Origin of the sequence: Methylobacterium oryzae, from assembly GCF_036441375.1 — a bacterium.
GTDB classification, from domain to species: Bacteria; Pseudomonadota; Alphaproteobacteria; order Rhizobiales; family Beijerinckiaceae; genus Methylobacterium; species Methylobacterium oryzae_A.
The window spans coordinates 240,618-264,608 of record NZ_MLCA01000006.1 but is presented as its reverse complement, the minus strand read 5'-3'; the positions used below and the strand labels follow the sequence as shown (position 1 = coordinate 264,608).

Here is a 23,991-nt window from a genome sequence, read left to right as displayed (position 1 = left end):
ATGCTTAACCATCGCCTAACCCTTGCCCGCCGTCCTGGGACAGAGCGGGACTCAGTCGGCCTGGGCTTCGGTCTTGGAACCGTCCTCGGCCTCGGCCTTGTCTGCCGGCTTCGCGCCGGTCGTGTCGTCGTCATCTTCGTCCGCGAAAAGCGCCTCTTTCGAGACGGGCTCCTCGACGAGCTTGACCTGCCCGAGGACGTGGTCGACGACCTTCTCCTCGAACAGGGGCGCGCGGAGTTCCGCGAGCGCCTGCGCATTCTTCCGGTAGAAGTCCCAGACCTGCTGCTCCTGGCCCGGGAACTGCCGGACCCGGGCGATGAGGGCCTGGTTCACCTCCTCGTCCGAGACCTTGATATCGGCGCTCTCGCCGACCTGCGCAAGCACGAGACCGAGACGGACGCGCCGTTCCGCGATCTTCCGGTACTCGGCCTGGGCCTTCTCCTCGGTCGTGTCCTCGTCCTCGAAGGTCTTGCCGCGGGTCTTGAGATCCTGCTCGACCTGGGCCCACACGGCGGCGAATTCCTGCGCCACCAGGGACGGGGGCAGCTCGAAGGCGTACTTGCCGTCCAGGGCGTCGAGGAGGTCCTTCTTGAGGCGGCGGCGCGTGGCGGCCTCGAAGTCGCGCCCGATCGCCTCGGACACGGCCTCGCGGAGCTTCTCCAGCGACTCCATGCCCATGGACTTGGCGAACTCGTCGTCGATCTTGGCCTCGCCCGGCGCCTGGATCTTCGTGACGGTCACGTCGAACTCGGCATCCTTGCCGGCGAGGTGCTCGGCCCCGTACGACTCGGGGAAGGTGACCTTCACGAGCCGCTTGTCGCCGACCTTGGCGCCGACCAGCTGCTCCTCGAAGCCCGGGATGAACGAGCCCGAGCCGAGTTCCAGGTCGATGCCCTCGCCCTTGCCGCCCTGGAACTCCTCGCCGTCGATGCGGCCGACGAAGTCGATGGTGACGCGGTCGCCGCTCTGGGCCTCGGCGCCTTCCTCGCGCTCGGCGAACGGGCGGCTCTGGCCGGCCATCCGATCGAGGGCCTCGTTCACCTCCTCGTCCGAGGGCTTGGCGACGAGCTTGGTCAGGCTGACGTCCGAGAGGTCGGCGAGCTCGAAGCTCGGCATCACCTCGAGGGCGACCTTGAAGGCGAGGTCGCCCTTGGCGTCGAGGGCCTTCTCGACCTCGGCCTGGTCGGTCGGGAACTCGACCTGCGGCTCCAGGGCGAGCTTGAGGCCGTTATCGGTGACGATCTGGCGGTTCGCCTCGTTGACGGCGTTCTGCACCACCTCGGCCATCACGGAGCGGCCGTAGACCTTGCGCAGGTGCGCGACCGGCACCTTGCCGGGGCGGAAGCCCTTGAGCTGCACCTTGTCCTTCATGCCGGACAGCTCGTTGGTCAGGCGCTCCTCGAGTTCCTGGGCGGCCAGCAGAACCTGAAACTCGCGCTTCAGCCCCTGGGCGTTGATCTCGGTCACCTGCATCGTCGTCGTCGCTCTTCAAAGAAACCTGGGGTCGCCGGCCGGGCCGGCGTCGTGCTCGCGCGAACCGGGATGCCGAGATGTCGGGTACGGGGCGGAGGGTCCCGAGGGGACCGCAACCTCAGCAGAGGTCCTGGTGCGGGCGGAGGGGCTCGAACCCCCACGTCTTGCGACACTGGAACCTAAATCCAGCGCGTCTACCAGTTCCGCCACGCCCGCGCGCGCCGACATCCGGCGCATCGCCGGCCGCCGGAAGCGGGCCCTATAGCATGGGCCGGCGGGCCCGCAGCAAAAAACTTGCCCCTGTGGCGCGGGAGCCCGCGCGCCGCTAAGGAGCGGACCCGTCGCGAGCCGCAGCCGAGATCCCATGCCGTCATCCCGCCCCGTGCCGCCGACCGATTCGCGCGCCGGCACGCCGTCGCGCCGGACCCTGCTCGCCGCCGCGGCGGCCTTCGGGCTCGCGCCGGAGGCCGCNGTCGCCGGCGGCCTGTACATGACGTGAGCCGGAGCCGGTCGGGACAGTCGATGGACAGGAAAACGGCCATGAACAGCGCGGTCACCGCGGCCGGGATCACCGGACGAACCCGGGTCTTCAGGCCGGAACCCGCGCCCGAGACGCCGGTCTGGTGCTTCGACGGCAAGACCCTGCCGCCCGTCATCCGGGTGAAACTCGGGCAGGCGGTGCGCCTGAAGGTCGAGAACCGCACCGACAGGCCGCTGTCGCTGCACTGGCACGGGGTGCGCAACGTCAACGCCATGGACGGCGTCGGCGGTGTAACCCAGGCGCCGATCCCGCCGGGCGGCGACTTCCTCTACGTCTTCACGCCGCCGGATGCCGGCTCCTACCTGATCCGGCCCCTGGTCGTCGGCGGGGCGAGCGAGCCGTCGGGCCGCGGGCTCGCCGGCATGCTGGTCGTCGAGGAGACGAACCCGCCCCCGGTCGACGCCGACGTCAGCGTCGTGCTGCAGGACTGGCGCCTCCAGGACGACGGGACGCTCATGCCGTTCGGCCAGACGGCGCTCGCCGCCGCGAACGGGCGCCTCGGCAACCTCGTGACCGTCAACGGCAAACCGGTGCCGGGCGCCTTCGAGGCGAAGCCCGGCTCCCGGGTCCGCCTGCGGCTCGGCAATGCCTGCAACGCCCGCGCGACGCGCATCAAGTTCGAGGGCGTGAAGGTCTACGTGGCGGCGGTCGACGGGCAGCCCACCGACACGTTCGAGCCGCTGCGGGCCACCCTGCCCTTCCCGCCCGGCACCCGCTACGACCTGCTCGTCGACCTGCCGGAAGAGGAAGGCGCCACCTGCGCGATCCACGCGCTGATCGGCAAGGGCCTCGTCCTGGCCAGCGTCGCCACGAAGGGCGCCAAGATCGCCGAGAAGCGGTCGCCGATCGGGCCGATCGGCGAGAACAAGCGCTTGCCGGCCGAGATCAAGCTCCAGAACGCCCTGCGCCGCGACGTGGTGATCACCGGCGGCGCGTTCGTGCCGAAGGAGAAGGCGGGCGCGAAGGACGGCGCGGCGCCGGAACCCGTCTACACGGGCGACCCGCAGAAGGTCTGGTCGGTCAACGGCGCGAGCGGCACCACCGGCCTTCAGCCGATCTTCACGGTGAAGCGCGGTCAGGTGGTGGTTCTGGCCCTGCGCAACGAGACCGCCTTCCCCCAGGCGCTGCACCTGCACGGCCACTGCTTCCGGCTGCTCCACCCCCTCGACGACGGCTGGGAACCCTACTGGCTCGACACGTTCCAGCTCTTGGAGGGGCGGACCGCCCGGATCGGCTTCCTGGCGGACAATCCGGGGCGCTGGCTGATCAGCGCCACGGTCCTGGAGCGGTTCGACACCGGCCTCTGGACGATGTTCGAGGTCACCTGAGCGGTCAGCCTCGGGTCGATTCGACGCGGTCGCGCAGCACCGCCGGCATCAGTTCGGGAATGTCCTCGGCGATCAGGCCCGGCCCGTGGCGCAGGCCGGCATCGCCGTGAAGCCAGACGCCGGCCGCGGCGGCCGCGAAGGGCTCCATGCCCTGCGCCAGCAGGCCGGCTATCAGGCCGCAGAGCACGTCCCCGGAACCGGCCGTCCCGAGGTAGGGGCTGCCGTGGTCGTTGATGGCGGCGCGCCCGTCGGGGGCGGCGATCACCGTGTCGGCGCCCTTGAAGACCACCACGGCGCCGGTGAGCGCGGCCGCCGCGCGGGACCGGGTGACCTTGTCGGCTCCCTCCGCCATCGCGTCCGTCCCGTCGAAGAGCCGCGCGAACTCGCCGGCATGCGGTGTCAGCACGGCCCGCGCATCCCCGTCGGCGAGATGGGCGGCGAGCAGGGGCGCCTTCCCGGCGAAGCTCGTCAGCGCGTCGGCATCGAGGACGAGGCCGCGCCCGGCCGCCGCCGCCACGGCGACGCGCTCCCGGGTCGGCTCGCCGGTGCCGAGCCCGGGTCCCGCCAGGATCACGTTCAGCCGCTCGTCGGTCAGCAGGTCGTCGAGATCGTCCGCGCTCTCGCAGGGCCGCAGCATGATCGCCGTCAGGTGGGCGGCATTCTCGGCGATGGCCGCGGCCGGGGACGCGACGGTGACGAGCCCGGCGCCGACCCGCAGGGCGCCGCGGGCGGCGAGCCGGGCAGCGCCGGTCTTGGTGGCGGGGCCGGACAGGACCAGGGCGTGGCCGCGGGTGTACTTGTGGCTCGCTGCGGTGAGCCGCGGGAAGTCCCGGCCCCACAGCTCGGGCCCGTTTCGGTAGAGCGGCGCGCAGGCGGCCAGCCCGGCCTCCAGCGCCGCCGGCCCGGTCCCGATATCGGCGAGGCTGAGCTGGCCGCAGAGGCTCCGGCCGGGCTCGAGCAGGTGCCCGGGCTTGAAGGTCACGAAGGTCACGGTCTCGACCGCCCGGATGGCGCTGCCGCGCACCGCGCCGGTATCGCCGTCGACCCCGCTCGGCACGTCGACCGCGAGGACGGGCCCGCCGGCCGCGTTGACCGCCTCCACGAGGGCTCGGGCGGCGCCGTCGAGGTCGCGCGACAGGCCGGCTCCGAACAGGGCGTCGATCACGAGGTCGCAGGACGGCAGCGCGGCGCCGTCGGCCGCGCGCACCGGACCTGTCCAGGTCCCGGCCGCATGGGCGGCATCGCCCGTCAGCTTCGAGGGCTCGCCGAGGCAGAAGAGGTCGACGGCGTAGCCGGCCTCGGCCAGCCGGCGCGCGGCCACGAAGCCGTCACCGCCGTTATTGCCCGGCCCGCACAGGACGACGACCCGGCCGCCGGCCGGCAGCCGGGCCCGGGCTCGGTCGGCCACAGCGGCCCCGGCCGCCTCCATCAGCGCGAGGCCCGGCACGCCACCGTCGATGGCCGCGGCATCGACCCGCCTCATCGCTGCGACCGTCAGCAACCGCATATCCGTCTCCGCCTCTGCCCGTGCACCGATCAGCCCTGACTAAAATCGCGCCAGATTCCGGTGAAGCGCCCTAAGGATGTGCGTCCAACGCACAGAGATTAGGCACTATGGTCGGACACGCCGCGAAAACGGCATGGCGAAGGGGTCACGAGGATGTTAGAAATGCCAGGCACCGCAGCGCAGGCCCGAGCGGCATGAAGAAGATCGAAGCGATCATCAAGCCTTTCAAGCTCGACGAGGTGAAGGAGGCGCTCCAGGAGGTCGGCCTCCAGGGCATCACCGTCATCGAGGCGAAGGGGTTCGGCCGCCAGAAGGGCCACACGGAGCTCTACCGGGGCGCCGAGTACGTGGTCGACTTCCTGCCCAAGGTGAAGCTGGAGATCGTCCTGTCCGACGCGCTGGTCGAGGGCGCCGTCGAGGCGATCCGCAAGTCGGCGCAGACCGGTCGCATCGGCGACGGCAAGATCTTCGTCTCGACGATCGAGGAAGCGATCCGCATCCGCACCGGCGAGACCGGCACCGACGCGATCTGACGCGGTCGCCGGATCGCCGGCGCCCCCGCTCCGCCCGACATCTGCCTAAGATTTCGCACTGCGCGAATGTCCGGCATCGGCGCGCCACGCTCTGGAGCGCCGCCGCGCGCACCCCACATCATCGGGAACGGCCGGCCTGATCGGCCGCCTGAACCCGATGCAGGAGGATGTGCGATGGCCGCCACGGACCCGCGCGAGAGCGCCAAGATCTACGATCTGTCCGCGTTCCGGCGGGCCCGCGCCACCGCTCGGATCGCCCCGGACGCGAAGCCCGCCCCCGCGCCGAGCTTCGGCGGCGGTGCCTGGTACCACGAAGCCGCCATCCGCGAGGACGAGCGCCCGCGGCGCCCCTGACCTCGGACACCGCGTGGGTCGCCCGGCCAGCCGCGCCGTCACGCGGGCGCCGCGCGATGGTGCCCGCGGCCGAGACGCGCCGACGCGGCAAATCTTTGCACCCACGGTAGTTCCGGGCCCCGGCCTCGCTCCGGAGCGTCGGCGCGGACCGCGTCCCAGGGTCGTGGACTGCCCCTTCCCCACTTCCAAAACGACGAAGCCGGACCCGAGGGCCCGGCTTCGCTAGCCATGTCGGGGCGCCTGGACGCCCACCCCCGCGTCTTACGCGGCTGCAGCGGCCTCGGTCGGCACGGAAGCGATCGTCTTCAGCACCTGCGAGGCGATCTGGTAGGGGTCGCCCTGCGAGTTCGGGCGGCGGTCTTCCAGGTAGCCCTTGTAGCCGTTGTTCACGAAGGAGTGCGGCACGCGGATCGAGGCGCCGCGATCGGCCACGCCGTACGAGAACTGGTGGATCGAGGCGGTCTCGTGCTTGCCGGTCAGGCGCATGTGGTTGTCCGGACCGTAGACGGCGATGTGCTCCTCGCGGGCGTTCTTGAACGCCTCCATGAGCTTCTCGAAGTAGGCCTTGCCGCCGTGCTCGCGCATGAACGCGGTCGAGAAGTTGCAGTGCATGCCCGACCCGTTCCAGTCGGTGTCGCCGAGCGGCTTGCAGTGGTACTCGACGTCGATGCCGTACTTCTCGCAGAGGCGCTGCAGGAGGTAGCGGGCCATCCACATCTCGTCGGCGGCCTTCTTGGAGCCCTTGCCGAAGATCTGGAATTCCCACTGGCCCTTGGCCACCTCGGCGTTGATGCCCTCGTGGTTGATGCCGGCGTCGAGGCAGAGGTCGAGGTGCTCCTCGACGATCTTGCGGGCGACGTCGCCGACGTTCGAGTAGCCGACGCCGGTGTAGTACGGGCCCTGCGGCGCCGGGTAGCCGGAGGCCGGGAAGCCGAGCGGGCGGCCGTCCTTGTACAGGAAGTACTCCTGCTCGAAGCCGAACCAGGCGCCGGCATCGTCCAGGATGGTGGCGCGCTTGTTGGACTCGTGCGGGGTCACGCCGTCCGGCATCATCACTTCGCACATCACCAGCACGCCGTTCTTGCGAGCCGGGTCGGGGAAGTGGCGCACGGGCTTCAGCATGCAGTCGGAGCTGCCGCCCTCGGCCTGCTTGGTGGACGAGCCGTCGAAGCCCCACATCGGGAGCTGCTCGAGGGTCGGGAAGCTGTCGAATTCCTTGATCTGCGTCTTACCGCGGAGGTTCGGGGTCGGCGTGTACCCGTCGAGCCATATGTACTCGAGCTTGTATTTGGTCATTCCGGTTCTCTCGTCCGTATCGATGCGCGACCTGGGCAACCCGGGACGACGCGAACGGCTTGCCGCCTCCTCGACGGCTGCGGCCGCCTTCGCATGGATCGTGCCAGAAGGGCCATTGCCGCAGGACAACGACGCCCTAAAAACCGTCCTGCGCGATCACGCTTTCGAGATCGTGCGGGATTGCGGGTCGATCGTTCCATCCGACAGCCGATTCCGGTGCCCGGCGGGTGGCAAGGCACGCCCGTGCCGGATATCAAGCCCCGCTTGCCGGCGTACGCGACCCCGTGCGGGTGCGCCCGAGAGACGATTCAGAGATCCCTGGAGGATGCCCACGATGACCACTGCGGCCGAGGTGCTGAAGACGATCCGGGACAACGACGTGCGCTACGTGGACTTCCGGTTCACCGACCCGCGCGGCAAGTGGCAGCACGTCACGTTCGACGTATCGCTCATCGACGAGGAGATCTTCGACGAGGGCACCATGTTCGACGGCTCGTCGATCGCCGGCTGGAAGGCGATCAATGAGTCCGACATGCTGCTGATGCCGGATCCGGTGACCGCCACCCTGGACCCGTTCTTCTCCGCCGCGACCATGTCGATCGTGTGCGACGTGCTGGAGCCGGCCACCGGCGAGCCCTACGGCCGCGACCCCCGGGGCACCGCCAAGCGCGCCGAGGCCTACCTGCAGCAGACCGGCATCGGCGACACGATCTATGTCGGCCCCGAGGCCGAGTTCTTCGTGTTCGACGACGTGAAGTTCGGCGCCGACCCGTACCGCACCGGCTTCGAGCTCGACTCCACCGAGCTGCCGACCAACGGCTTCACCGACTACGAGGGCGGCAACCTCGGCCACCGGGTGCAGACCAAGGGCGGCTACTTCCCGGTCCCGCCGCAGGATTCCGCGCAGGACATGCGCGGCGAGATGCTCGCGGCCATGCAATCCATGGGCGTGAAGGTCGAGAAGCACCACCACGAGGTGGCCTCGGCCCAGCACGAGCTCGGCATGAAGTTCGACACGCTGACCCTGCTCGCCGACCACATGCAGATCTACAAGTACTGCATCCACAACGTCGCGCAGAGCTACGGCAAGTCCGCGACCTTCATGCCCAAGCCCGTCTACGGCGACAACGGCTCGGGCATGCACGTCCACCAGTCGATCTGGAAGGACGGCAAGCCGGTCTTCGCCGGCGACAAGTATGCCGGCCTCTCGCAGGAGTGCCTCTGGTACATCGGCGGCATCATCAAGCACGCCAAGGCGCTGAACGCCTTCACCAACCCGTCGACCAACTCGTACAAGCGCCTGGTGCCGGGCTACGAGGCGCCGGTTCTGCTCGCCTACTCGGCGCGCAACCGCTCGGCCTCCTGCCGCATCCCGTGGACCAAGAGCCCGAAGGCGAAGCGCGTCGAGGTCCGGTTCCCCGACCCGATGGCGAACCCCTACCTGGCGTTCTCGGCGCTGCTGATGGCCGGCCTCGACGGCATCCGCAACAAGATCGATCCGGGTCCGGCCATGGACAAGGATCTCTACGAGCTGCCCCCGCGGGAGCTGAAGAAGATCCCGACCGTGTGCGGCTCGCTCCGCGAGGCGCTCACCAGCCTCGACAAGGACCGCGCCTTCCTCAAGGAGGGCGGCGTGTTCTCGGACGACCAGATCGACTCGTTCATCGAGCTCAAGATGACCGAGGTGCTGCGCTACGAGATGACCCCGCACCCGATCGAGTTCGTGCAGTACTACTCGCTGTGAGGTGAGAGCCGGCCGGGCACGAGGCTCGGTCCGGCACCCTCTCCCGGGCCGGGGCCTCTCGCGGGGCCTCGGCCTTTTTCGTGGGCGCGCTCCGGCGTCACCCATCCCCGCCCGATCGCGGGGCGCCCGTCGGCGCGGAGGCCGGGTCACGCCCGGCGGCCGGTCGCGGAGGCGCCGGCGGTCACACGGAGCCCGCCCGATGCTCACCCTCGACCACCTCGTCGTCGTCGCGCCGGATCTCGCGGAGGGCGTGGCGCATGTCCGCGACCGCCTCGGCCTCGCCATGCCGGAGGGCGGTCGCCACCGCGAGATGGGCACGCGCAACCACCTGCTGCGCCTCGGCGACGCCCTGTTCCTGGAGGTGATCGCGGTCGATCCCGAGGCGCCGCCGCCGTCCCGCGCGCGCTGGTTCGGCCTCGGCGACGCCGCTCGGGTGCGGGCCGACTGGGATGCGGGCCGGCGGCTGCGCGGCCTCGTCGCCCGCACGGACGATCTCGACGGCGCCCTCGCCGCCCACGGCACGCTCCTCGGCGCGGCGGCGACGATGACCCGGGGTGACCTGTCCTGGCGATTCGCGGTGCCTCCGGGCGGGGCGTGGCCGGCGGACGGCGCCGCGCCCTGCGCGATGGATTGGGGACCCCGCGGAAATCCCGCCGCGACGATGCCGGATCTCGGCGCTCGACTGGAGGGGCTGGTCCTGACGCACCCGGATCCCGACGCCGTCGCGGGGCTTCACGCCGCCCTCGACCTCGCCGATCCGCCGCAGCTCGCGGCAGGCCCCGGCCCGCGCTGGACAGCCCGGATCGCCACGCCGTCGGGATTGCGGGTCCTGACCTGAACGCGACGGACCCTCCTCGCCGGCCTGATCGGGTGGGCGACCGGCGAGGAGGGACTGGCCGGGACTCGGGAGCCCAGGCAGCCACAACCTACCAGCGACACATCGCGGTGCGGTGACAGGAAAGTCTCACTCCGCACAGGATGTGTGCAGGATCCGCCGCGCAATCAGGTGTGGGCGAAGATGTCGCTCTCGGGCCAGCCCTCGAGGTCGAGGCGCGCCCGGGTCGGCAGGAAGCCGAAACAGGCGGCCGCGAGGTCGGTGCGGCCTTCCCGGGCCAGCATGGCGTCCAGCCGGTCCCGGGCCGCGTGGAGGTGGAGGACGTCCGAGGCCGCGTAATCGAGCTGGGCCTGCGACAGGGTCTCGGCCCCCCAGTCGGAGGATTGCTGCTGCTTCGACAGGTCGATCCCGGCCAGTTCGCGGACCACGTCCTTCAGGCCGTGGCGATCCGTGTAGGTGCGCGCGAGCTTGGAGGCGATCTTGGTGCAGTAGACCGGGCTCGGCATCACCCTGAGCGCCTTGTACAGGACCGCCACGTCGAACCGCGCGAAGTGGAAGATCTTCAGGATCGCGGGATCGGCCAGGACCCGCTTGAGCACGACCGGCTCCGGCCCGTCTTGCGGGATCTGAACCACGTCGGCCGTGCCGTCGCCGGTGGAGAGCTGCACCACGCAGAGGCGGTCCCGATGCGGGTTGAGGCCGAGGGTCTCGGTGTCGATGGCCACCGCCCGACCCGCATCGTAAGTGGCGGGCAGGTCGCCGCGGTGGAGACGTACGGTCGGGCTCGGCATCGTTCTCGGACCTTGCGGGGTTCTCGGCCGGTAGCATCGGTGCCAAGTGCCGGCAAGCCGCGGACGATTCGCGCGGCCAGGATCGACAGGGAGCTGGACATGACGGCAGCCGAGGTGATCGCGACCCTGGGACTGAAGCCCCATCCCGAGGGCGGGCACTACCGCGAGACGTTCCGCGATCCCCGCACGGTCGACGGGCGCTCGGTCGGGACCGCGATCTACTTCCTGCTCGATCTCGGCGAGGTCTCCGCCTGGCACCGGGTCGACGCCACCGAGATCTGGCACTGGCACGCCGGCGCGCCGCTCGTCATCACCACGAGCCCGAACGGGCACGACGCGGCGGCCCAGCATCTCGGGCCGGATCTCGCCGCGGGACAGCGCCCGCAATGCGTGGTGCCGGCCGGCCACTGGCAGACCGCGACGAGCCTGGGGGCCTGGACGCTCGTCGGCTGCACGGTCTCGCCGGGCTTCGACTTTGCCGGCTTCGAGATGGCACCGCCCGACTGGCGACCGACGCCGCGCCGATGATCCGCCGCCATCGTCTGGCCGGCCGGCGCGTGCGGGGTCACGTCCCTGTCACCGTCCCGCTCTACCGGCGGCCTGAAACGGGAGGTTCGCGATGCGTGCGTTCATGATCGGGCTATGGCTGCTCCTGGGGGCGGGCCCCGGCCTCGCCGGCGAGGCCGCCCAGCTCGGGCCCCGACCCTTCTACCTCGTCGACCAGCTGAAGCCCGGCCCGCTCAAGGACAAGCTCGCCGCCTGCGGCGTCGACCGGACCTACACGCCCAGAACCTTCTCGATCTCGCACCGCGGCGCGCCGCTGATGTTCCCGGAGCACACGCGGGAGGGTCTGCTCGCCGCCGACCGGATGGGCGCCGGGATCATCGAGTGCGACGTGGCCTTCACCAAGGACCGCCAGCTGGTCTGCCGCCACAGCCAGTGCGACCTGCACACGACCACCGACATCCTGCACCGGCCGGAACTCGCGGCGAAGTGCACGCAGGGCTTCACGCCGGCCGATCCGGCCACCGGGCGCAAGGCCTCGGCCAAGTGCTGCACCAGCGACCTGACGCTGGACGAGTTCAAGTCGCTCAACGGGAAGATGGACGCGTCCGACCCGGACGCCACCAGCGTCGCGGCCTACATGAACGCGACGCCGCGCTGGCGCACCGACCTCTTCGCGGGCACCGGCACGCTGATGTCGCACAAGGAGTACATCGCGCTGGTGAAGGGGATGGGGCGGAAGTTCACCCCCGAACTGAAGGCGCCCCAGGTCGCGATGCCGTTCCAGGGCACCTACACGCAGGACATGTACGCCCAGCAGCTGATCGACGAGTACAAGGAGGCCGGCATCCCGGCCTCCGACGTCTTCCCGCAGAGTTTCCAGCTGCGCGACATCCTCTACTGGCTCGAGAAGGATCCGGACTTCGGCCGCCAGGCGATCTTCCTCGACGATCGCGACGAGACCGCGAAGGGCTTCGACCCGGAGAAGCCCGGCACGTGGCAGCCCGGCATGGCCGAACTCGCCCGGAAGGGCGTGAAGATCCTGGCGCCGCCGCTGTGGATGCTGGTCCGGCCCGGCCCGGACGGGACGATCGAGCCCTCGACCTATGCCCGGGACGCCAAGGCGGCCGGGCTGGGCCTGATCGCGTGGTCGCTGGAGCGCTCGGGTCCCCTGAAGGGCGGCGGCGGGTACTATTACCAGTCGATCAAGCCGGTGATCACCGGCGACGGCGACATCCTGCGGCTGCTCGACGTCCTGCACGGCCAGGTCGGCGTGCTGGGGGTCTTCTCCGACTGGCCCGCGACCACGACCTTCTACGCCAACTGCGTCGGTGCTCCGTAGCGCCGCCGCTCAGTCGGCCCAGAGGGCCACGAGGGAGAAGAAGCCGGCCATCACGAAGTTCACGATCAGGAAGCCGGTGATGATGAGGGCGAGCGTCATGGTGGCCTCGGAGGCGGCGCGGTCTGCGGGAATGGGGGGCGCGGCGCGGCCAGGCCTTCATGGGCCTGCACCGCCCGCCGATGAGCCCCGCGGCGCGTCCGCGGGGGCATGTGTGGTGTCCGCCTAGTACGGGCTCAGCACGTAGAGGAGGTTGGACAGGTACTCGCCGTTCAGCGGCTTCCAGCCGAGCCGCCGCCGGATCAGGCCGTACCCCGCGCAGGTCAGCGTGGCGGAGCCGAGAACGGCCAGCGTGAACCACACGAGGCTGGCGGTCGCGAACCCGACGGCGCTGCCGAACAGGGCCACCGTCACGAAGATGATCTGGCTCGGGTTGCGCGGGCCGCGCGTCGTCACGTCAGACATGGGAACCTCCCTCGATCCGGATCAGCGGGCGCGGCAGTTCGGGCCGTACCAAGTCATGGTCCGGCGATCCATGCCGCCGTCCGAGGAGGCGCCGCAGACGGGGAAGCGCGGGTCGCCGGTGCGCTGCAGGCTCATCACCTTGTAGAGGTCGTGCTGGGCCTCGCGGCGGCGGTTCTGCTCGGCGAGCTGCGCCTGCCAGTACAGGTTGCTGTTGGCCTGGGCGACGGCGCGCTGCTGATGGAGGCCCATCATGCACTCGGCGAAGCCGTCGGTGCCGGGCTCGAAGCCGAAGGCGTAGCACTGGTTCTGATCCAGCGCGTGGCGCTCCTGCGGCGTGACGCAGGCCGCCAGCCCCAGGACGCAGGCCGCCGCGATCCCGAGCTTCGCGACGGTGGGCAGCGCGGAACCGCGGCGAACAGTCGAGCGGTCGCCACTCATCCCGGTCGCGCGGGAAGAACAATCCTGGCTCTCGCCGATAAACTGAACGCCGAATTTACCGTGAAACCAGTTGTTCATGATCCTCGGGACCTCGATTTCTATCGGCGGGACCATCCGTGTGCCGATGGAAGGAGATCTATACGAGGCCGCTCGAATTGTTCGTGTCTCAGAACACGCCGGCCATCGGGCCGATCGCTGCCCACAATGCCCGTTATCCCGCCCGACGCGCGAATCCGCGCGCGGGGAAGGACTTTCGTCACGCTTGCTGAGTTGGATCGTCCGGGCCCGCGACCGCGATGGGCGGCGCTTGGCACGCTCTCGGACGCCGACATGCGGGATCCGCGCGACGCGGATCGGTGGCCACCGCCGTCGGGCGCGGCCGCGACGATCATCGGAAGGAGCGGTGTGCGGCCGGCACGTCGGACGGCCCACCTCACGGCGCGGCCCCGCAGCCTCGGCCTGAGGCGGGCGCGCCGGGTCGATCCGGCGCGCCCGCGGGCGATCAGACGAAGTGCTGGCCGCCGTTGATGGTCAGCGTCGAGCCGTTCACGAAGCCGGCCTCGTCGCTGGCGAGATACTCGACCGCGTGGGCGATCTCGTCGGCCTCGCCGAGGCGGCCGGTCGGGATCGTCGAGATGATCTTGTTCCGGATGTCCTCCGGCACCGCCATCACCATCTCGGTGGCGATGTAGCCCGGCGCGATCACGTTGACGGTGATCCCCTTCGCGGCGCTCTCCTGGGCCAGCGCCTTGGCGAAGCCGATCACGCCGGCCTTGGCGGCCGAGTAGTTGGTCTGCCCGGCCTGGCCCTTCTGGCCGTTGATCGACGAGATGATGATGATGCGGCCGAAATTGCGGCTGCGCATGCCCTCGATCAGCGGACGGGTGCAGGTGAACATCGAGTCGAGGTTGGTCTTGATGACCGCCTGCCACTTGTCGAAGGTCATCTTGTGGAAGGCGCCGTCCCGGGTGATGCCGGCATTGTTGACCAGGATATCCACCGGGCCGAGCTCGGCCTCAACCGCCTTGATGCCGGCCTCGCAACTCGCGAGATCACCCACGTCGAACTTGAAGACCGGGATGCCGGTCTCGGCCTTGAAGGCGTTGGCCGCCTCGTCGTTGCCGCCGTAATTCGCGGCGACCTTGTAGCCCTTGTCCTTGAGCCGCTTCGAGATCGCCGCGCCGATGCCGCGGGTGCCGCCCGTCACGAGGGCGACGCGTCCTTGAGCCATTGTTTCCTCCTGTTCGCATCACGTGATGCCGCGTGCGGATGGCGTCCGCACGCGATTTTTTCTGACTTCGGCCTTAAGTCTATGTTGTGGGCCGATACTGACGGGACAGTCCGATCAGGTCCGTTCGACACACATCGCCACGCCCATGCCGCCGCCGATGCAGAGCGTGGCGAGGCCCTTCTTGGCGTCGCGGCGCTTCATCTCGTGCAGCAGGGTGACGAGGACGCGGGCGCCCGAGGCACCGATCGGGTGGCCGATCGCGATGGCGCCGCCATTGACGTTCACCTTCGCGTCGTCCCAGCCCATGTCCTTGTTCACCGCGAGCGCCTGGGCCGCGAAGGCCTCGTTGGCCTCGATCAGGTCGAGGTCGGACGGCTTCCAGCCGGCCTTCTCCAGGGCCTTGCGGGATGCGGGGATCGGGCCGGTGCCCATCACCTTCGGATCGACGCCCGCGGTCGCCCAGGACTTGATCTTGGCGAGCGGGGTCAGGCCGCGGCGCTCGGCCTCCGAGGCCGACATCAGCACCAGCGCGGCGGCGCCGTCGTTGAGGCCCGAGGCGTTGGCGGCCGTGACGGTGCCGTCCTTGGTGAAGGCCGGCTTCAGCTTGCCCATCGCCTCCATGGTGGCGCCGTCACGGATGTACTCGTCGGTGTCGACGACCGTGTCGCCCTTCTTGCCCGGCACGGTGACCGGAACGATCTCGTCCTTGAACCGGCCCTCCTTGCGGGCAGCCTCGGCCTTGTTCTGCGAGCGGGTCGCGAACTGGTCCTGCTGCTCGCGGGTGAGCTGGAAGGCCTGGGCGACGTTCTCGGCGGTCTGGCCCATGTGGTAGCCGTTGAAGGCGTCCCAGAGGCCGTCCTTGATCATGGTGTCGACGAGCTTCACGTCGCCCATCTTCTGGCCGCCGCGCAGGTACTGCGCGTGGGGCGACAGCGACATCGATTCCTGACCGCCGGCCACGATGACCTTGGCGTCGCCGTTGGCGATCTGCTGCATGCCGATCGCGACCGTGCGCAGGCCCGATCCGCAGACCTGGTTGAGGCCCCAGGCGGTGGCTTTCTCGGGGATGCCGGCCTTGATGGCGGCCTGACGGGCGGGATTCTGGCCGGCCCCCGCGGTGAGGACCTGACCGAAGATCACCTCGTCCACCTCATCGGGCGAGACCTTGGCCCGCTCCAGGGCGGCCTTGATCGCCGTCGCGCCGAGCTCGTGGGCCGGCACCGCCCCGAAGGCGCCGCCGAACGAGCCGACCGGCGTCCGCGCGGCCCCGACGATGACGATCTCTTCGCTGCCTGCCATGTGAACGTTCTCCTCTCGCGAGCCGGCGCGCCTTCCACGTCCCGGGGCGCGCTCTGTGCCGGCCCTGGGATGAAGGGCTTGAGGTGGGCGAAGTCAAGGTTGTGCATCGAAGCGCCAAAACGCGCCGATGACGCGATTGCGAGACTGAAATGGCGCAACCGCGCCAGCCGCCCTGCACTATTCTGCGTTGAAGAGGTGCAGTTTGCTGTTTTCTGCGCCCCGGGAAGGCTTTAAGGATCGTGTTGCGGGCGCGAAGACAGCCCCCGTCAGACAGCACCGCGCGTCTGCAACGCCCCCCGGTCCCGAGTCCAGAAAGGCCGTTCCCGATGGCGGACACCGTCAAGGCCACCCAGACCGTCATCAAGAAGTACGCCAACCGGCGCCTCTATCACACCGGTACCTCGACCTACGTGACGTTGGAGGACCTCGCCACGATGGTGCAGAACGGCGAGGATTTCGTCGTCTACGACGCGCGCACGGGCGACGACATCACCCGCTCGGTCCTGACGCAGATCATCTTCGAACAGGAGAACAAGGCCGGCGCCGAGAATCTTCTTCCGGTGGCGTTCCTGCGCCAGCTGATCCGCTTCTACGGCGACAGCATGCGCACGATGGTGCCGAGCTTCCTCGAATTCTCCATGGCGAACTTCGCCAAGGATCAGGACGGCCTGCGGGAGAAGTTCGCCCAGAGCTTCGGTCCGGCGGCGTTCCAGAACGCCATCGAGCAGCAGGTGCGCACCAACATGAACTTCTTCGGCGACGCCATGAAGATGTTCACGGGCTTCGCGCCGCCCGCGCCCGGAACGCAGCCGACGGCGCCCACCCCGACTCAGTCCGCACCCTACGCGGGCGGCGAGCTCGACGATCTCAAGCGCCAGATGCTGGAGATGCAGCAGCGCCTCGAAGCGCTCGCGAAGAAGTAATCCCGCCGGATCGACCGGACAAAGGGTTGACGATCCGTTAACGTCGGCCCCACCTTTGCGACACGGGCACGGGAACGTGCGGAGAATGTGCGCATGGTGCGGATCGGAACAGTCAGCCGTCTCGGTCCGACACAGGCTCGCCCCAGTGGGCGCGCGCCGGTCCAGGACGTGGACGACACCCCCGAGGCGGCGCGGACGAAGGTCCACGCGCTAGCCGTGATCGACGGGGGACGGTCCGATGAGCCGTCCGCCGGTCGGACAGCAGAACGCGCGGCGGCGGGACGACCCCGCGCCGGCTTCATCGCGCAATTGCTGACGGCCGACGATCCGACGCTGCTACCCTCGCGCCTGGAACGGACCCGGATGGCCGCCGCGCGCTACGCGGAGGCCGCGCGGCGCCTCGCCTGAGGCGCCGCCCTCGCGAAGCTCAGGCCTCGGCGGACTTCACCTTCAGGACCTGACGGCCGCGGTACATGCCGGTCTTCAGGTCGATGTGGTGCGGGCGGCGCAGCTCGCCGGAATCCTTGTCCTCGACGTAGGTCGGCGCCTTGAGCGCGTCGGCCGAGCGGCGCATGCCGCGGCGGGAGGGGGAGGTCTTTCGCTTCGGAACGGCCATGGCTGGATCCTTCGTGACGCCGCGGACAAAGCGGCGCGCGGGCGGCTCCTCGATCGAGGATCGCCACGCACACCGCGGGATACGGATGAGGGCCGGCTTATAGCCCCCGCACCGGCCCGTGGCTAGGGGTGCCGGACCACAACCGTTAAGCGCGGGTTCAAGCGAAGCGGCGCAGATCGGCCGGGACGGCACCGCGGTGCGGGCCGCGCCTCTCGGGAGAACGCCATGGCCTCCTCCACCAAGACCCTCGCCCTCCTCGCCCTTCTGTCGAGCCTCGTGGCGGTCCCCGCCCTGGCGCAGGCGCCCCAGGCACCGACGACCGCGGCACCCACGGCGCCCGCGAAGCCCGCGGCCCCGAGCGCGCCGGTCGCCGGATCGCCGAACGCGGCCAAAGGCGCCCTCATCGACCTCAACAGCGCCAGCACCGAGGAGCTCGACGCGCTGCCGGGCATCGGCGCGGCGCGCGCGGCCGCGATCATCAAGGGCCGGCCGTATCGCGGAAAGGACGATCTCGTCTCCAAGAAGATCATCCCGAAGAACGTCTACGACGGCATCAAGGACAAGGTCATCGCCAAGCAGAAGTAGCCGCTACTCGGCGATCGCCCCCTGGGGCATGGAGAATCCGGGGGGCGTCTTCGGGGCCGCGGCGGCCTTCGGCGCCGCGTGCCGGGGCGCCTTCTTACGCGCCTCCGCCTTCGGCACCTTCGGCGCCTTGACGGCGGGCGGCGCCTCGCAGGCGCGGAACGTGAGCTGCGCCAGGGGCGTCCCCTCCTCGGTCACGATCGCGATCGGGTCTGGGAAGGTCGGCAGCGTCGGCTCCCAGTGAATGGGGCTGCCCAGCATCGCCTCGATGCCCGACGCGGCGCCGCCGCGCCGCAGCGTCGCGAAGTCCGGCCCGTAGGCGGTGGCGACCTTGCCGGCGATCACGACCTGGAGAACCTCGTTCACCTCGGGCGTCAGCGGCCTGAGCGGGTTCGTCGTGCGGACCTGCCCGGCCCGCGTGATCACCATCTTGAACCCCTTGGCGCTCTCGAAGCGGGCCGCCTGCGTCCCGCAGGGCTGCTCGAGGGTCGGACCGGCGGCCGGGGTGGGGCTCGCCGCCTGAGGGGCGGCCTGGCTGGGCGCGGCTGGCGCCGCCGCGGGCGCCGCAGCGACTGGCGGGACTTGGGCAGGCGCGACTTGGGCAGGCGGAACCTGAGCAGGCGGGACCTGCGCCGGAGCGGTCCCCTTGCCTGCGGGCGCCGCCGGAACGCCCTGCATCATCGACAGGCAGAGAGGGCCGGCGAGCAGCAGCCCGGCCACGCCGCGCACTTTTGGCCTCATCGCGCGGCTCCCGGCGGATCCCGCCGGAGCGGCTCGTCGCGCTGCGTCCGGTCGAGGGCGCGGATTGGCTCCAATTCAATCGCTTCCAGATCCAGCACCCGCGGGTCGAGCACCTGTGCGGTGCGGTCGATCGGGCTCTTGCGCGGTCCGACCGAGCCGATGAGCAGGTCCTCGTCCTCAACGTCGAGTTCGGAACCCATGCGCAGGGGCTCGCGCCGGCCGCGCGCCGCCATCGCGGCGACCGCGACGATGGCGACGGCGAAGACCAGGATAGCCAGGATGATGAACAGGCGCTCCATCAGGAGGCCAGCTCTAACCTGCGGTTCAGGCCGCCGCCACCCCATCGAGTCGTCGATGTCTCCGCGCTGTGTCGCGTCCGTGTCCCCGAGCACGCGCGGAACGCTCCTTGCGTGGGCTGTTGGACCGGGTAGATGCGGGCAGACCGGAGCCGGGACCGACCGATGCAGCACGAGCCGAGCCGCGAGCCCGAGGAACTGGAGGCGCACCTCCTCGGACTGATCGAGGCCGCGCGGGACCAGGCCCGGGAGGACCCGTTCCGCAATCCCGTCCTGGCGGTGACCCTGGCGATCACCCGGCGCTTCGACCGGAACGAGATCTCGGCCGGCGACTTGGACGGGCTGTTCGTGCGCCTGCGTGCCGCGGCCCTGGCGGCGCGGGCGGAACGGCTCCGGGCCTATGTCGGGCTCGAGGCCGGACCGGAGGATCCGCAGGCGGGTATCCCCGCCCGGCTCGTGGCGGCGGCCCCCGACCGGCCGGACAGCGTCGAGGCCTTCTCGGCCCTGATCCACCGCACCGCCTTCGCGGTGGTGTTCACGGCCCACCCCACCTTCGGCATGCCCCGGGCCGTCGCGGGCCTCCTCGCCGAGGCCGCGAGCCGGCCCGACGCCAAGGACCGCGCCGGGCTGATCGCGCGCGCGGCGGCGCTGTCGACCCGGCCGGACGCGCCGATCACCCTGGACGTCGAGTTCGAGCAGGCCTGCGCGGCGGCCAATAACGGCCGGCTCGCCCTCGACGCCTTCAACGGCGCCCTGCTCGACGCCGCCCGCGCCCGCTGGCCGGACCGCTGGACCGATCTGACGCCCCGCCCCTTCGCCATCGCCAGCTGGGTCGGCTGCGACACCGACGGGCGGACCGATATCGGCTGGTGGGACACCCTGCGCTACCGGCTGATCTCGAAGCGCATGCAGTTCGACCGGGTGATGCGCGACCTGCCCGAGATCCCGGCCTGCCGCGAGATCCGCGCCCTCGCCGAGAACGCCCTGGCGGCGGTGAACCGCCAGCTCACCGTGGCGCCGCGCCTCGGCGACCAGCCGTCCCTCGAGGCGGTGCACCGCTTCGCCCTGGCGCTCATCATCGAGCGCGAGCGCGCCCAGACCGACGCCGGCGCCCTCGTCGCCGGGCTCACCAAAGCCCTGGAAGCCGCCGACGACGCGGCCGACCAGCGCCGGATCGCGATCCTGCGCGCGGGAGTCGCGACGCACGGCCTGTCGAACGCCCTGCCGCATTTCCGGCTGAACGCCAGCCAGATCCACAACGCGGTGCGGCGGGTGATCGACCTGGAGGGCGAGCCCACCGACGCGGCCCGGCGCCGCTCGCACCTCGCGACGATCCACACCCTGCTGAACGACGTCCGCCCCGTCGCCGTCGACTTCGGCGCGCTCGCCGCCGAACGGGCCTCGGCGGCGCGGCTGATGATGACGATCGCCCAGATTCTCAAGCACGTGGACGGCACCCATCCGGTGCGGTTCCTCATCGCCGAGACCGAGACCGGCTACACCCTGCTCGCCGCCCTCTGGCTCGCGCGCCACTACGGCATCGCCGACAAGCTCGAGATCACGCCGCTGTTCGAGACGGCGAGCGCGCTCGAGCAGGGCATCCGGGTGCTGGACGATGCCCTGCGCAACCCGCACTGGCGCCAGTATCTCAAGCGCATCGGCCGGCTCACCGTGCAGTTCGGCTATTCCGATTCGGGCCGCTACGTCGGTCAGCTGGCGGCGACCTTCTGGATCGAGCGCCTGCGGCTGCGCATCACCGAGATGCTGGTCCAGAACGGCCTATCCGAGGTCGAGCTCGCGATCTTCGACACGCACGGCGAATCGATCGGGCGCGGCGCCCATCCGACCTCGCTCCGCGACCGCCTCGCCTATCTCGCCCCCGAGGATGCGCGGGACCGCGCCCGCAGGGCCGGCATCCGGGTCCGGCTGGAATCGAGCTTCCAGGGCACCGACGGCTACCTGCTGTACGGGACGGAGGCGCTGGCCCGCGCCAGCGTCGCCCGCATCGCCGAGCACGTCTACGCGCTCGACGTGACGGAGGAGGATTCATTCTCGGACTACGCCCTCAACGACCATCCGAAGGCCTCCGACGCCAAGGTCGATCCGATCTACGCCGAGCCGGATTTCGCTCTCGAGTTCTTCACCGCCGCCCGCCAGGACATGGAGGCGCTGGTCGACGATCCGGGCTACGCGGCGCTCCTCGGCACCTTCGGCCCGAGCCTGATCGACCGGACCGGCTCGCGCCCGGTGGCGCGCCAGACCGACAACGGCGGCCCGGCGCGGATCACCCATCCGCGCCAGATGCGGGCGATCCCCAACAACGCGATCCTGCACCAGCTCGGCTTCCTGGCGAACTCGCTCCACGGGATCGGCCGGGCGGCCCAGCGGGGGCCCGACCTGTTCCGCGACATGCGGCGCGACTCGGTGCGGTTCTCCCGGGCCTTCCGCCTGGTGCAGCACGCCGCCTCGGTGGGCGACCTCGACGTGCTGCGCGCCTATATCGACACCCTCGACCCGGCCGTGTGGCTGGAGCGGGCGCGGCGCACCCAGAAGGATTTCCGCCGGGACGAGCTGGTGGTGATCTCGGGCGCGCTGGAGCGCCTGGACCTCGCCCCCGCGCTGCGGAACCTGTTCGGACGCCTGACCCGGGACTGGCTCGCCCTGAGCGCGGCCGCCCCGGACCTTCCCGCCATGTCGGCCCGGCTGACGCTGCTCCACGCCCTGCGCCTCGCGCTGATCCACCGGATCTGGTTCCTGGCGGTCCACATCCCCGGCTTCCGGCCGCAGGCGGGCATCTCCCGCGAGCAGCTGCTGGAGCGCTTCCTGCGGCTGGACATCGACGGCTGCCTGAAGCTCCTCGACGCGATCTTCCCGGTCACGCCGGACCCGACGCTGGGCCTCAATTTCGGCGAGCCGGCCGGCCCGCGCGACGTCGGCACCTACGAGGCGGAGCACGCCAACCTGTTCCAGCCGATCCGCCGGATGTTCGATCAGGTGCGGGAGATCTCGGGAATGATCCAGCACGAGGTCGGGGCGTTCGGCTGACCGCGACGCCGTCCCGCGGGCCGGGCGCCAGGGCGCAATCTGGCCTGGGCTGCGGCGCGGCCCATATCGGGGGCATGGAACAGGTCGTCGTCTGGTTCGATGGAGGCTGCCCCCTCTGCCGGCGCGAGATCGCGCTGATGCGCCGGCTCGACCGGCACGGCACGATCACCTTCGTCGACGTGGCGGAGGATGCGAGCGCTTGCCCGGCGTCGCGGGCGGACATGCTGGCGCGCTTCCACGCCTGCGAGGGCGGACGCATCGTGACCGGCGCCGCCGCCTTCGCGGCGATGTGGCGCGCGATCCCGGTCCTGCGACCGCTCGGGCTCCTCGCGCGGTCGGGCCTCGTCCTGAACGTCCTCGAGCGGCTCTACGGCGTGTTCCTGAGAGTCCGGCCTCGGCTGCAGCACCTCGCCCGGCGGCTCGAACGGCCGCGGGCTTCAGCCTGAGGGGGCATCCGCCGAGTCGCGCTCACGCAGCCTCGACCCGCAGGATCGTCCCGCCGACAGCGATCACCCGTACCCGTACGCCGGCCGGCAGGTCGGGTCCCTCGACCCGCCAGAGCGTGTCGTCGAAGCGGATACAGCCGGCCCCCTTCACGATCGGCGCGTCGAGCACGCCCTCGCGCCCGACGAGGCCCCTGTCGGCCCGGTTCAGCGCGGCTGCCGGCGGCCTGGCACCGCGCCGCTGAAGGCGCGCCGCGACCGCGAGGAAGCCGACGGCCAGCGCCGCGAACAGCAGAGCCTGGCCCTGCCAGGGCAAAGGTAGCGCGGCGGCGGCGAGGCCGGTGGCCAGGGCCGCCAGACCCAGCCAGATCAGGAACACGCCGGGCGCCAGGATCTCGGCCCCGGCCAAGAACAATCCGGCGATCACCCAGCTCCAGGCGGGCCCGAGCGCCGCGACGGCGTCGGCGACTTGGGTGAGCATCGCCGGTCAGGCCCGCGGCTGGGCAACGCTGGGGGGCGTCCCCGTCCGCCGGGGCGCCGCGGCGGCGTCGCCGAAGACCGTGCGGGTGAGCTCGCCGATGCCGCCGAGGGTGCCGGCCAGAGCCGCCGCCTCGATCGGCACCACCACGACCCGCTGGTTCGGCGCGGTGGCGATCGCCCGCACCGCGTCGACATACTTCTCGGCCACGAGGAAATTGGCCGCCGCGATATCGCCCTCGGCGATGGCCCGGCTGACCATGCCGGTCGCCGCCGCCTCGGCCTCGGCGGAGCGCTCCCGCGCCTCCGCGTCGCGGAAGGCGGCCTCGCGCCGGCCCTCCGCCTCCAGGATCGCCGATTGCTTGCGCCCCTCGGCGCGGAGGATCTCGGCGGCCCGCTGCCCCTCCGCCTCCAGGATCGAGGCCCGCTTCTCGCGCTCGGCCTTCATCTGACGGGCCATGGCGCCGGCGAGGTCGGCCGGAAGCACGATGTCCTTGATCTCGATCCGGTTGATCTTGACGCCCCAGGGCGAGGCCGCCGCGTCCATAACCCGGAGCAGGCGCTCGTTGATCTCGTCGCGGTGCGCGAGGAGCTGGTCGAGGTCCATCGAGCCGACGACCGTCCGGATGTTGGTCATGGTCAGGGTCGTGGCGGCGAGGTCGAGGCTCGAGACCTCGTAGGAGGCGCGCGCCGCGTCGAGCACTTGGTAAAACACCACCGCGTCGATGGTGACGCCGGCATTGTCGCGGGTGAAGGCCTGCTGGCTCGGCACGTCGATGACCTGCTCCATCACGTTGACCCGACGGCCGACACGCTCGACGAAGGGGGTGATCAGGCCGAGGCCGGCGTCGAGGCTGCGGGCATACCGGCCGAAGCGCTCCACCGTGTAGACGTAGCCCTGGGGCACGATCTTCACGCCGGCGGCCAGGGTGATGATCGTCAGCGCCGCCACGCCCACCGCGAAGACGCTCAGCCCGAACGGAAGCCCCATCGACACCCCTCCCTGCCGGTGTCCTAGAACCGGCGCGGCCGCGCAGCCTAACAGGCCGCTCCGCGCTCGGCGACCGGTCGCCCTGGGGCGATCCGCGTCTTGGCGTGAACGGGCGCCCCCCGATCTCGATCATCTTCGGTTCAGGCCGCCGCGCTTACGAAGCCGGCAAGCGTCGCGTTTGTCGTCGCTCCAGACCCGC

25 protein-coding genes and 1 tRNA gene are annotated in these 23,991 nt (G+C 70.7%); 12 read left to right on the top strand and 14 right to left on the bottom strand.

From position 1 onward, the window contains the following. Window positions 1–51: 51 nt before the first annotated feature. Together tig and MOTC310_RS11605 are read right to left on the bottom strand one after the other, a co-directional pair. Window positions 52–1,473, bottom strand: a complete 1,422-nt coding sequence (tig, locus tag MOTC310_RS11610) for a trigger factor (RefSeq protein ID WP_331301850.1) — start codon at window positions 1,471–1,473, stop codon at window positions 52–54. A 131-nt stretch (window positions 1,474–1,604) separates the two neighbouring features. Further along, a tRNA-Leu gene (locus tag MOTC310_RS11605) sits at window positions 1,605–1,689 on the bottom strand. Window positions 1,690–2,013: 324 nt separating this feature from the next. Between MOTC310_RS11605 and MOTC310_RS11600 the strand changes: the two genes are divergently transcribed. After that, entirely contained in the window at window positions 2,014–3,342 is a 1,329-nt protein-coding gene (locus MOTC310_RS11600) for a multicopper oxidase family protein (protein WP_331301849.1), read from the top strand. Window positions 3,343–3,346: 4 nt separating this feature from the next. Here the strand turns inward: MOTC310_RS11600 and MOTC310_RS11595 are convergent, their stop codons facing one another. Further along, window positions 3,347–4,849 (bottom strand): NAD(P)H-hydrate dehydratase, encoded by a 1,503-nt coding sequence (locus MOTC310_RS11595; RefSeq protein WP_331301848.1) that lies wholly within the window; start codon window positions 4,847–4,849, stop codon window positions 3,347–3,349. 194 nt (window positions 4,850–5,043) lie between these two features. Here MOTC310_RS11595 and MOTC310_RS11590 point away from each other — a divergent pair, with 194 nt between their 5' ends. After that, entirely contained in the window at window positions 5,044–5,382 is a 339-nt protein-coding gene (locus MOTC310_RS11590; protein WP_003600526.1) for a P-II family nitrogen regulator, read from the top strand. A gap of 174 nt (window positions 5,383–5,556) precedes the next feature. Continuing rightward, window positions 5,557–5,736: a DUF2735 domain-containing protein gene (locus MOTC310_RS11585; protein WP_331301847.1), complete on the top strand. Its 180-nt coding sequence runs from the start codon at window positions 5,557–5,559 to the stop codon at window positions 5,734–5,736. A 261-nt stretch (window positions 5,737–5,997) separates the two neighbouring features. Here the strand turns inward: MOTC310_RS11585 and MOTC310_RS11580 are convergent, their stop codons facing one another. After that, window positions 5,998–7,032, bottom strand: a complete 1,035-nt coding sequence (locus MOTC310_RS11580; protein WP_331293247.1) for a glutamine synthetase beta-grasp domain-containing protein — start codon at window positions 7,030–7,032, stop codon at window positions 5,998–6,000. A 334-nt stretch (window positions 7,033–7,366) separates the two neighbouring features. On the opposite strand from MOTC310_RS11580, the gene glnA reads away from it, so the two are divergent. Next, entirely contained in the window at window positions 7,367–8,776 is a 1,410-nt protein-coding gene (gene glnA / locus MOTC310_RS11575; RefSeq protein ID WP_192706492.1) for a type I glutamate--ammonia ligase, read from the top strand. Window positions 8,777–8,975: 199 nt separating this feature from the next. Beyond that, window positions 8,976–9,614, top strand: a complete 639-nt coding sequence (locus MOTC310_RS11570; RefSeq protein WP_331301846.1) for a VOC family protein — start codon at window positions 8,976–8,978, stop codon at window positions 9,612–9,614. Between the two features lie 164 nt (window positions 9,615–9,778). Here MOTC310_RS11570 and MOTC310_RS11565 read toward each other — a convergent pair whose 3' ends face one another. Continuing rightward, the gene (locus MOTC310_RS11565; RefSeq protein WP_331301845.1) at window positions 9,779–10,402 is read right to left on the bottom strand and encodes a ribonuclease D; all 624 of its coding nucleotides are present in this window, start codon (window positions 10,400–10,402) and stop codon (window positions 9,779–9,781) included. Window positions 10,403–10,501: 99 nt separating this feature from the next. Here MOTC310_RS11565 and MOTC310_RS11560 point away from each other — a divergent pair, with 99 nt between their 5' ends. After that, a complete protein-coding gene (locus MOTC310_RS11560; protein WP_331293244.1) occupies window positions 10,502–10,930 on the top strand; it encodes a cupin domain-containing protein in 429 nt (142 codons plus the stop codon). Window positions 10,931–11,021: 91 nt separating this feature from the next. Next, window positions 11,022–12,248, top strand: coding sequence for a glycerophosphodiester phosphodiesterase family protein (locus MOTC310_RS11555; RefSeq protein WP_331301844.1), 1,227 nt, complete (start codon window positions 11,022–11,024; stop codon window positions 12,246–12,248). Window positions 12,249–12,470: 222 nt separating this feature from the next. Here the strand turns inward: MOTC310_RS11555 and MOTC310_RS11550 are convergent, their stop codons facing one another. From MOTC310_RS11550 to MOTC310_RS11535, 4 genes are all read right to left on the bottom strand, one after another. Beyond that, complete coding sequence (locus tag MOTC310_RS11550; protein WP_331293242.1) at window positions 12,471–12,710, bottom strand: hypothetical protein; 240 nt, start codon at window positions 12,708–12,710, stop codon at window positions 12,471–12,473. Window positions 12,711–12,731: 21 nt separating this feature from the next. Then, the gene (locus MOTC310_RS11545) at window positions 12,732–13,226 is read right to left on the bottom strand and encodes a hypothetical protein (protein WP_331301843.1); all 495 of its coding nucleotides are present in this window, start codon (window positions 13,224–13,226) and stop codon (window positions 12,732–12,734) included. Between the two features lie 424 nt (window positions 13,227–13,650). Continuing rightward, the gene (gene phbB / locus MOTC310_RS11540) at window positions 13,651–14,379 is read right to left on the bottom strand and encodes an acetoacetyl-CoA reductase (RefSeq protein WP_331301842.1); all 729 of its coding nucleotides are present in this window, start codon (window positions 14,377–14,379) and stop codon (window positions 13,651–13,653) included. Window positions 14,380–14,493: 114 nt separating this feature from the next. Further along, window positions 14,494–15,678, bottom strand: coding sequence for an acetyl-CoA C-acetyltransferase (locus tag MOTC310_RS11535; RefSeq protein WP_331293239.1), 1,185 nt, complete (start codon window positions 15,676–15,678; stop codon window positions 14,494–14,496). Between the two features lie 326 nt (window positions 15,679–16,004). Here MOTC310_RS11535 and phaR point away from each other — a divergent pair, with 326 nt between their 5' ends. Next, window positions 16,005–16,601 (top strand): polyhydroxyalkanoate synthesis repressor PhaR, encoded by a 597-nt coding sequence (phaR, locus tag MOTC310_RS11530; RefSeq protein ID WP_331301841.1) that lies wholly within the window; start codon window positions 16,005–16,007, stop codon window positions 16,599–16,601. A 168-nt stretch (window positions 16,602–16,769) separates the two neighbouring features. Next, window positions 16,770–17,009 (top strand): hypothetical protein, encoded by a 240-nt coding sequence (locus MOTC310_RS11525; protein ID WP_331301840.1) that lies wholly within the window; start codon window positions 16,770–16,772, stop codon window positions 17,007–17,009. 19 nt (window positions 17,010–17,028) lie between these two features. Here MOTC310_RS11525 and rpmF read toward each other — a convergent pair whose 3' ends face one another. Further along, window positions 17,029–17,217, bottom strand: coding sequence for a 50S ribosomal protein L32 (gene rpmF, locus MOTC310_RS11520; RefSeq protein WP_003601373.1), 189 nt, complete (start codon window positions 17,215–17,217; stop codon window positions 17,029–17,031). A 225-nt stretch (window positions 17,218–17,442) separates the two neighbouring features. On the opposite strand from rpmF, the gene MOTC310_RS11515 reads away from it, so the two are divergent. Beyond that, window positions 17,443–17,802 (top strand): helix-hairpin-helix domain-containing protein, encoded by a 360-nt coding sequence (locus tag MOTC310_RS11515; protein WP_331293236.1) that lies wholly within the window; start codon window positions 17,443–17,445, stop codon window positions 17,800–17,802. A 3-nt stretch (window positions 17,803–17,805) separates the two neighbouring features. Here MOTC310_RS11515 and MOTC310_RS11510 read toward each other — a convergent pair whose 3' ends face one another. Both MOTC310_RS11510 and MOTC310_RS11505 read right to left on the bottom strand, forming a co-directional pair. After that, a complete protein-coding gene (locus tag MOTC310_RS11510; protein WP_331301839.1) occupies window positions 17,806–18,540 on the bottom strand; it encodes a hypothetical protein in 735 nt (244 codons plus the stop codon). After that, complete coding sequence (locus MOTC310_RS11505; protein WP_331301838.1) at window positions 18,537–18,839, bottom strand: hypothetical protein; 303 nt, start codon at window positions 18,837–18,839, stop codon at window positions 18,537–18,539. Before MOTC310_RS11505 ends, MOTC310_RS11510 begins: the two co-directional genes overlap by 4 nt. Window positions 18,840–19,001: 162 nt before the next feature. Here MOTC310_RS11505 and MOTC310_RS11500 point away from each other — a divergent pair, with 162 nt between their 5' ends. Both MOTC310_RS11500 and MOTC310_RS11495 read left to right on the top strand, forming a co-directional pair. Next, a complete protein-coding gene (locus tag MOTC310_RS11500; protein ID WP_331301837.1) occupies window positions 19,002–21,881 on the top strand; it encodes a phosphoenolpyruvate carboxylase in 2,880 nt (959 codons plus the stop codon). Window positions 21,882–21,955: 74 nt separating this feature from the next. Beyond that, window positions 21,956–22,327, top strand: a complete 372-nt coding sequence (locus tag MOTC310_RS11495) for a thiol-disulfide oxidoreductase DCC family protein (protein WP_331301836.1) — start codon at window positions 21,956–21,958, stop codon at window positions 22,325–22,327. Between the two features lie 22 nt (window positions 22,328–22,349). Here the strand turns inward: MOTC310_RS11495 and MOTC310_RS11490 are convergent, their stop codons facing one another. Continuing rightward, window positions 22,350–22,805: an NfeD family protein gene (locus MOTC310_RS11490; protein ID WP_331301835.1), complete on the bottom strand. Its 456-nt coding sequence runs from the start codon at window positions 22,803–22,805 to the stop codon at window positions 22,350–22,352. 6 nt (window positions 22,806–22,811) lie between these two features. Then, window positions 22,812–23,792 carry an SPFH domain-containing protein gene (locus MOTC310_RS11485; protein ID WP_331301834.1) on the bottom strand — a complete coding sequence of 327 codons (981 nt, stop codon included), beginning with the start codon at window positions 23,790–23,792 and terminating at the stop codon, window positions 22,812–22,814. Window positions 23,793–23,991: the final 199 nt, after the last annotated feature.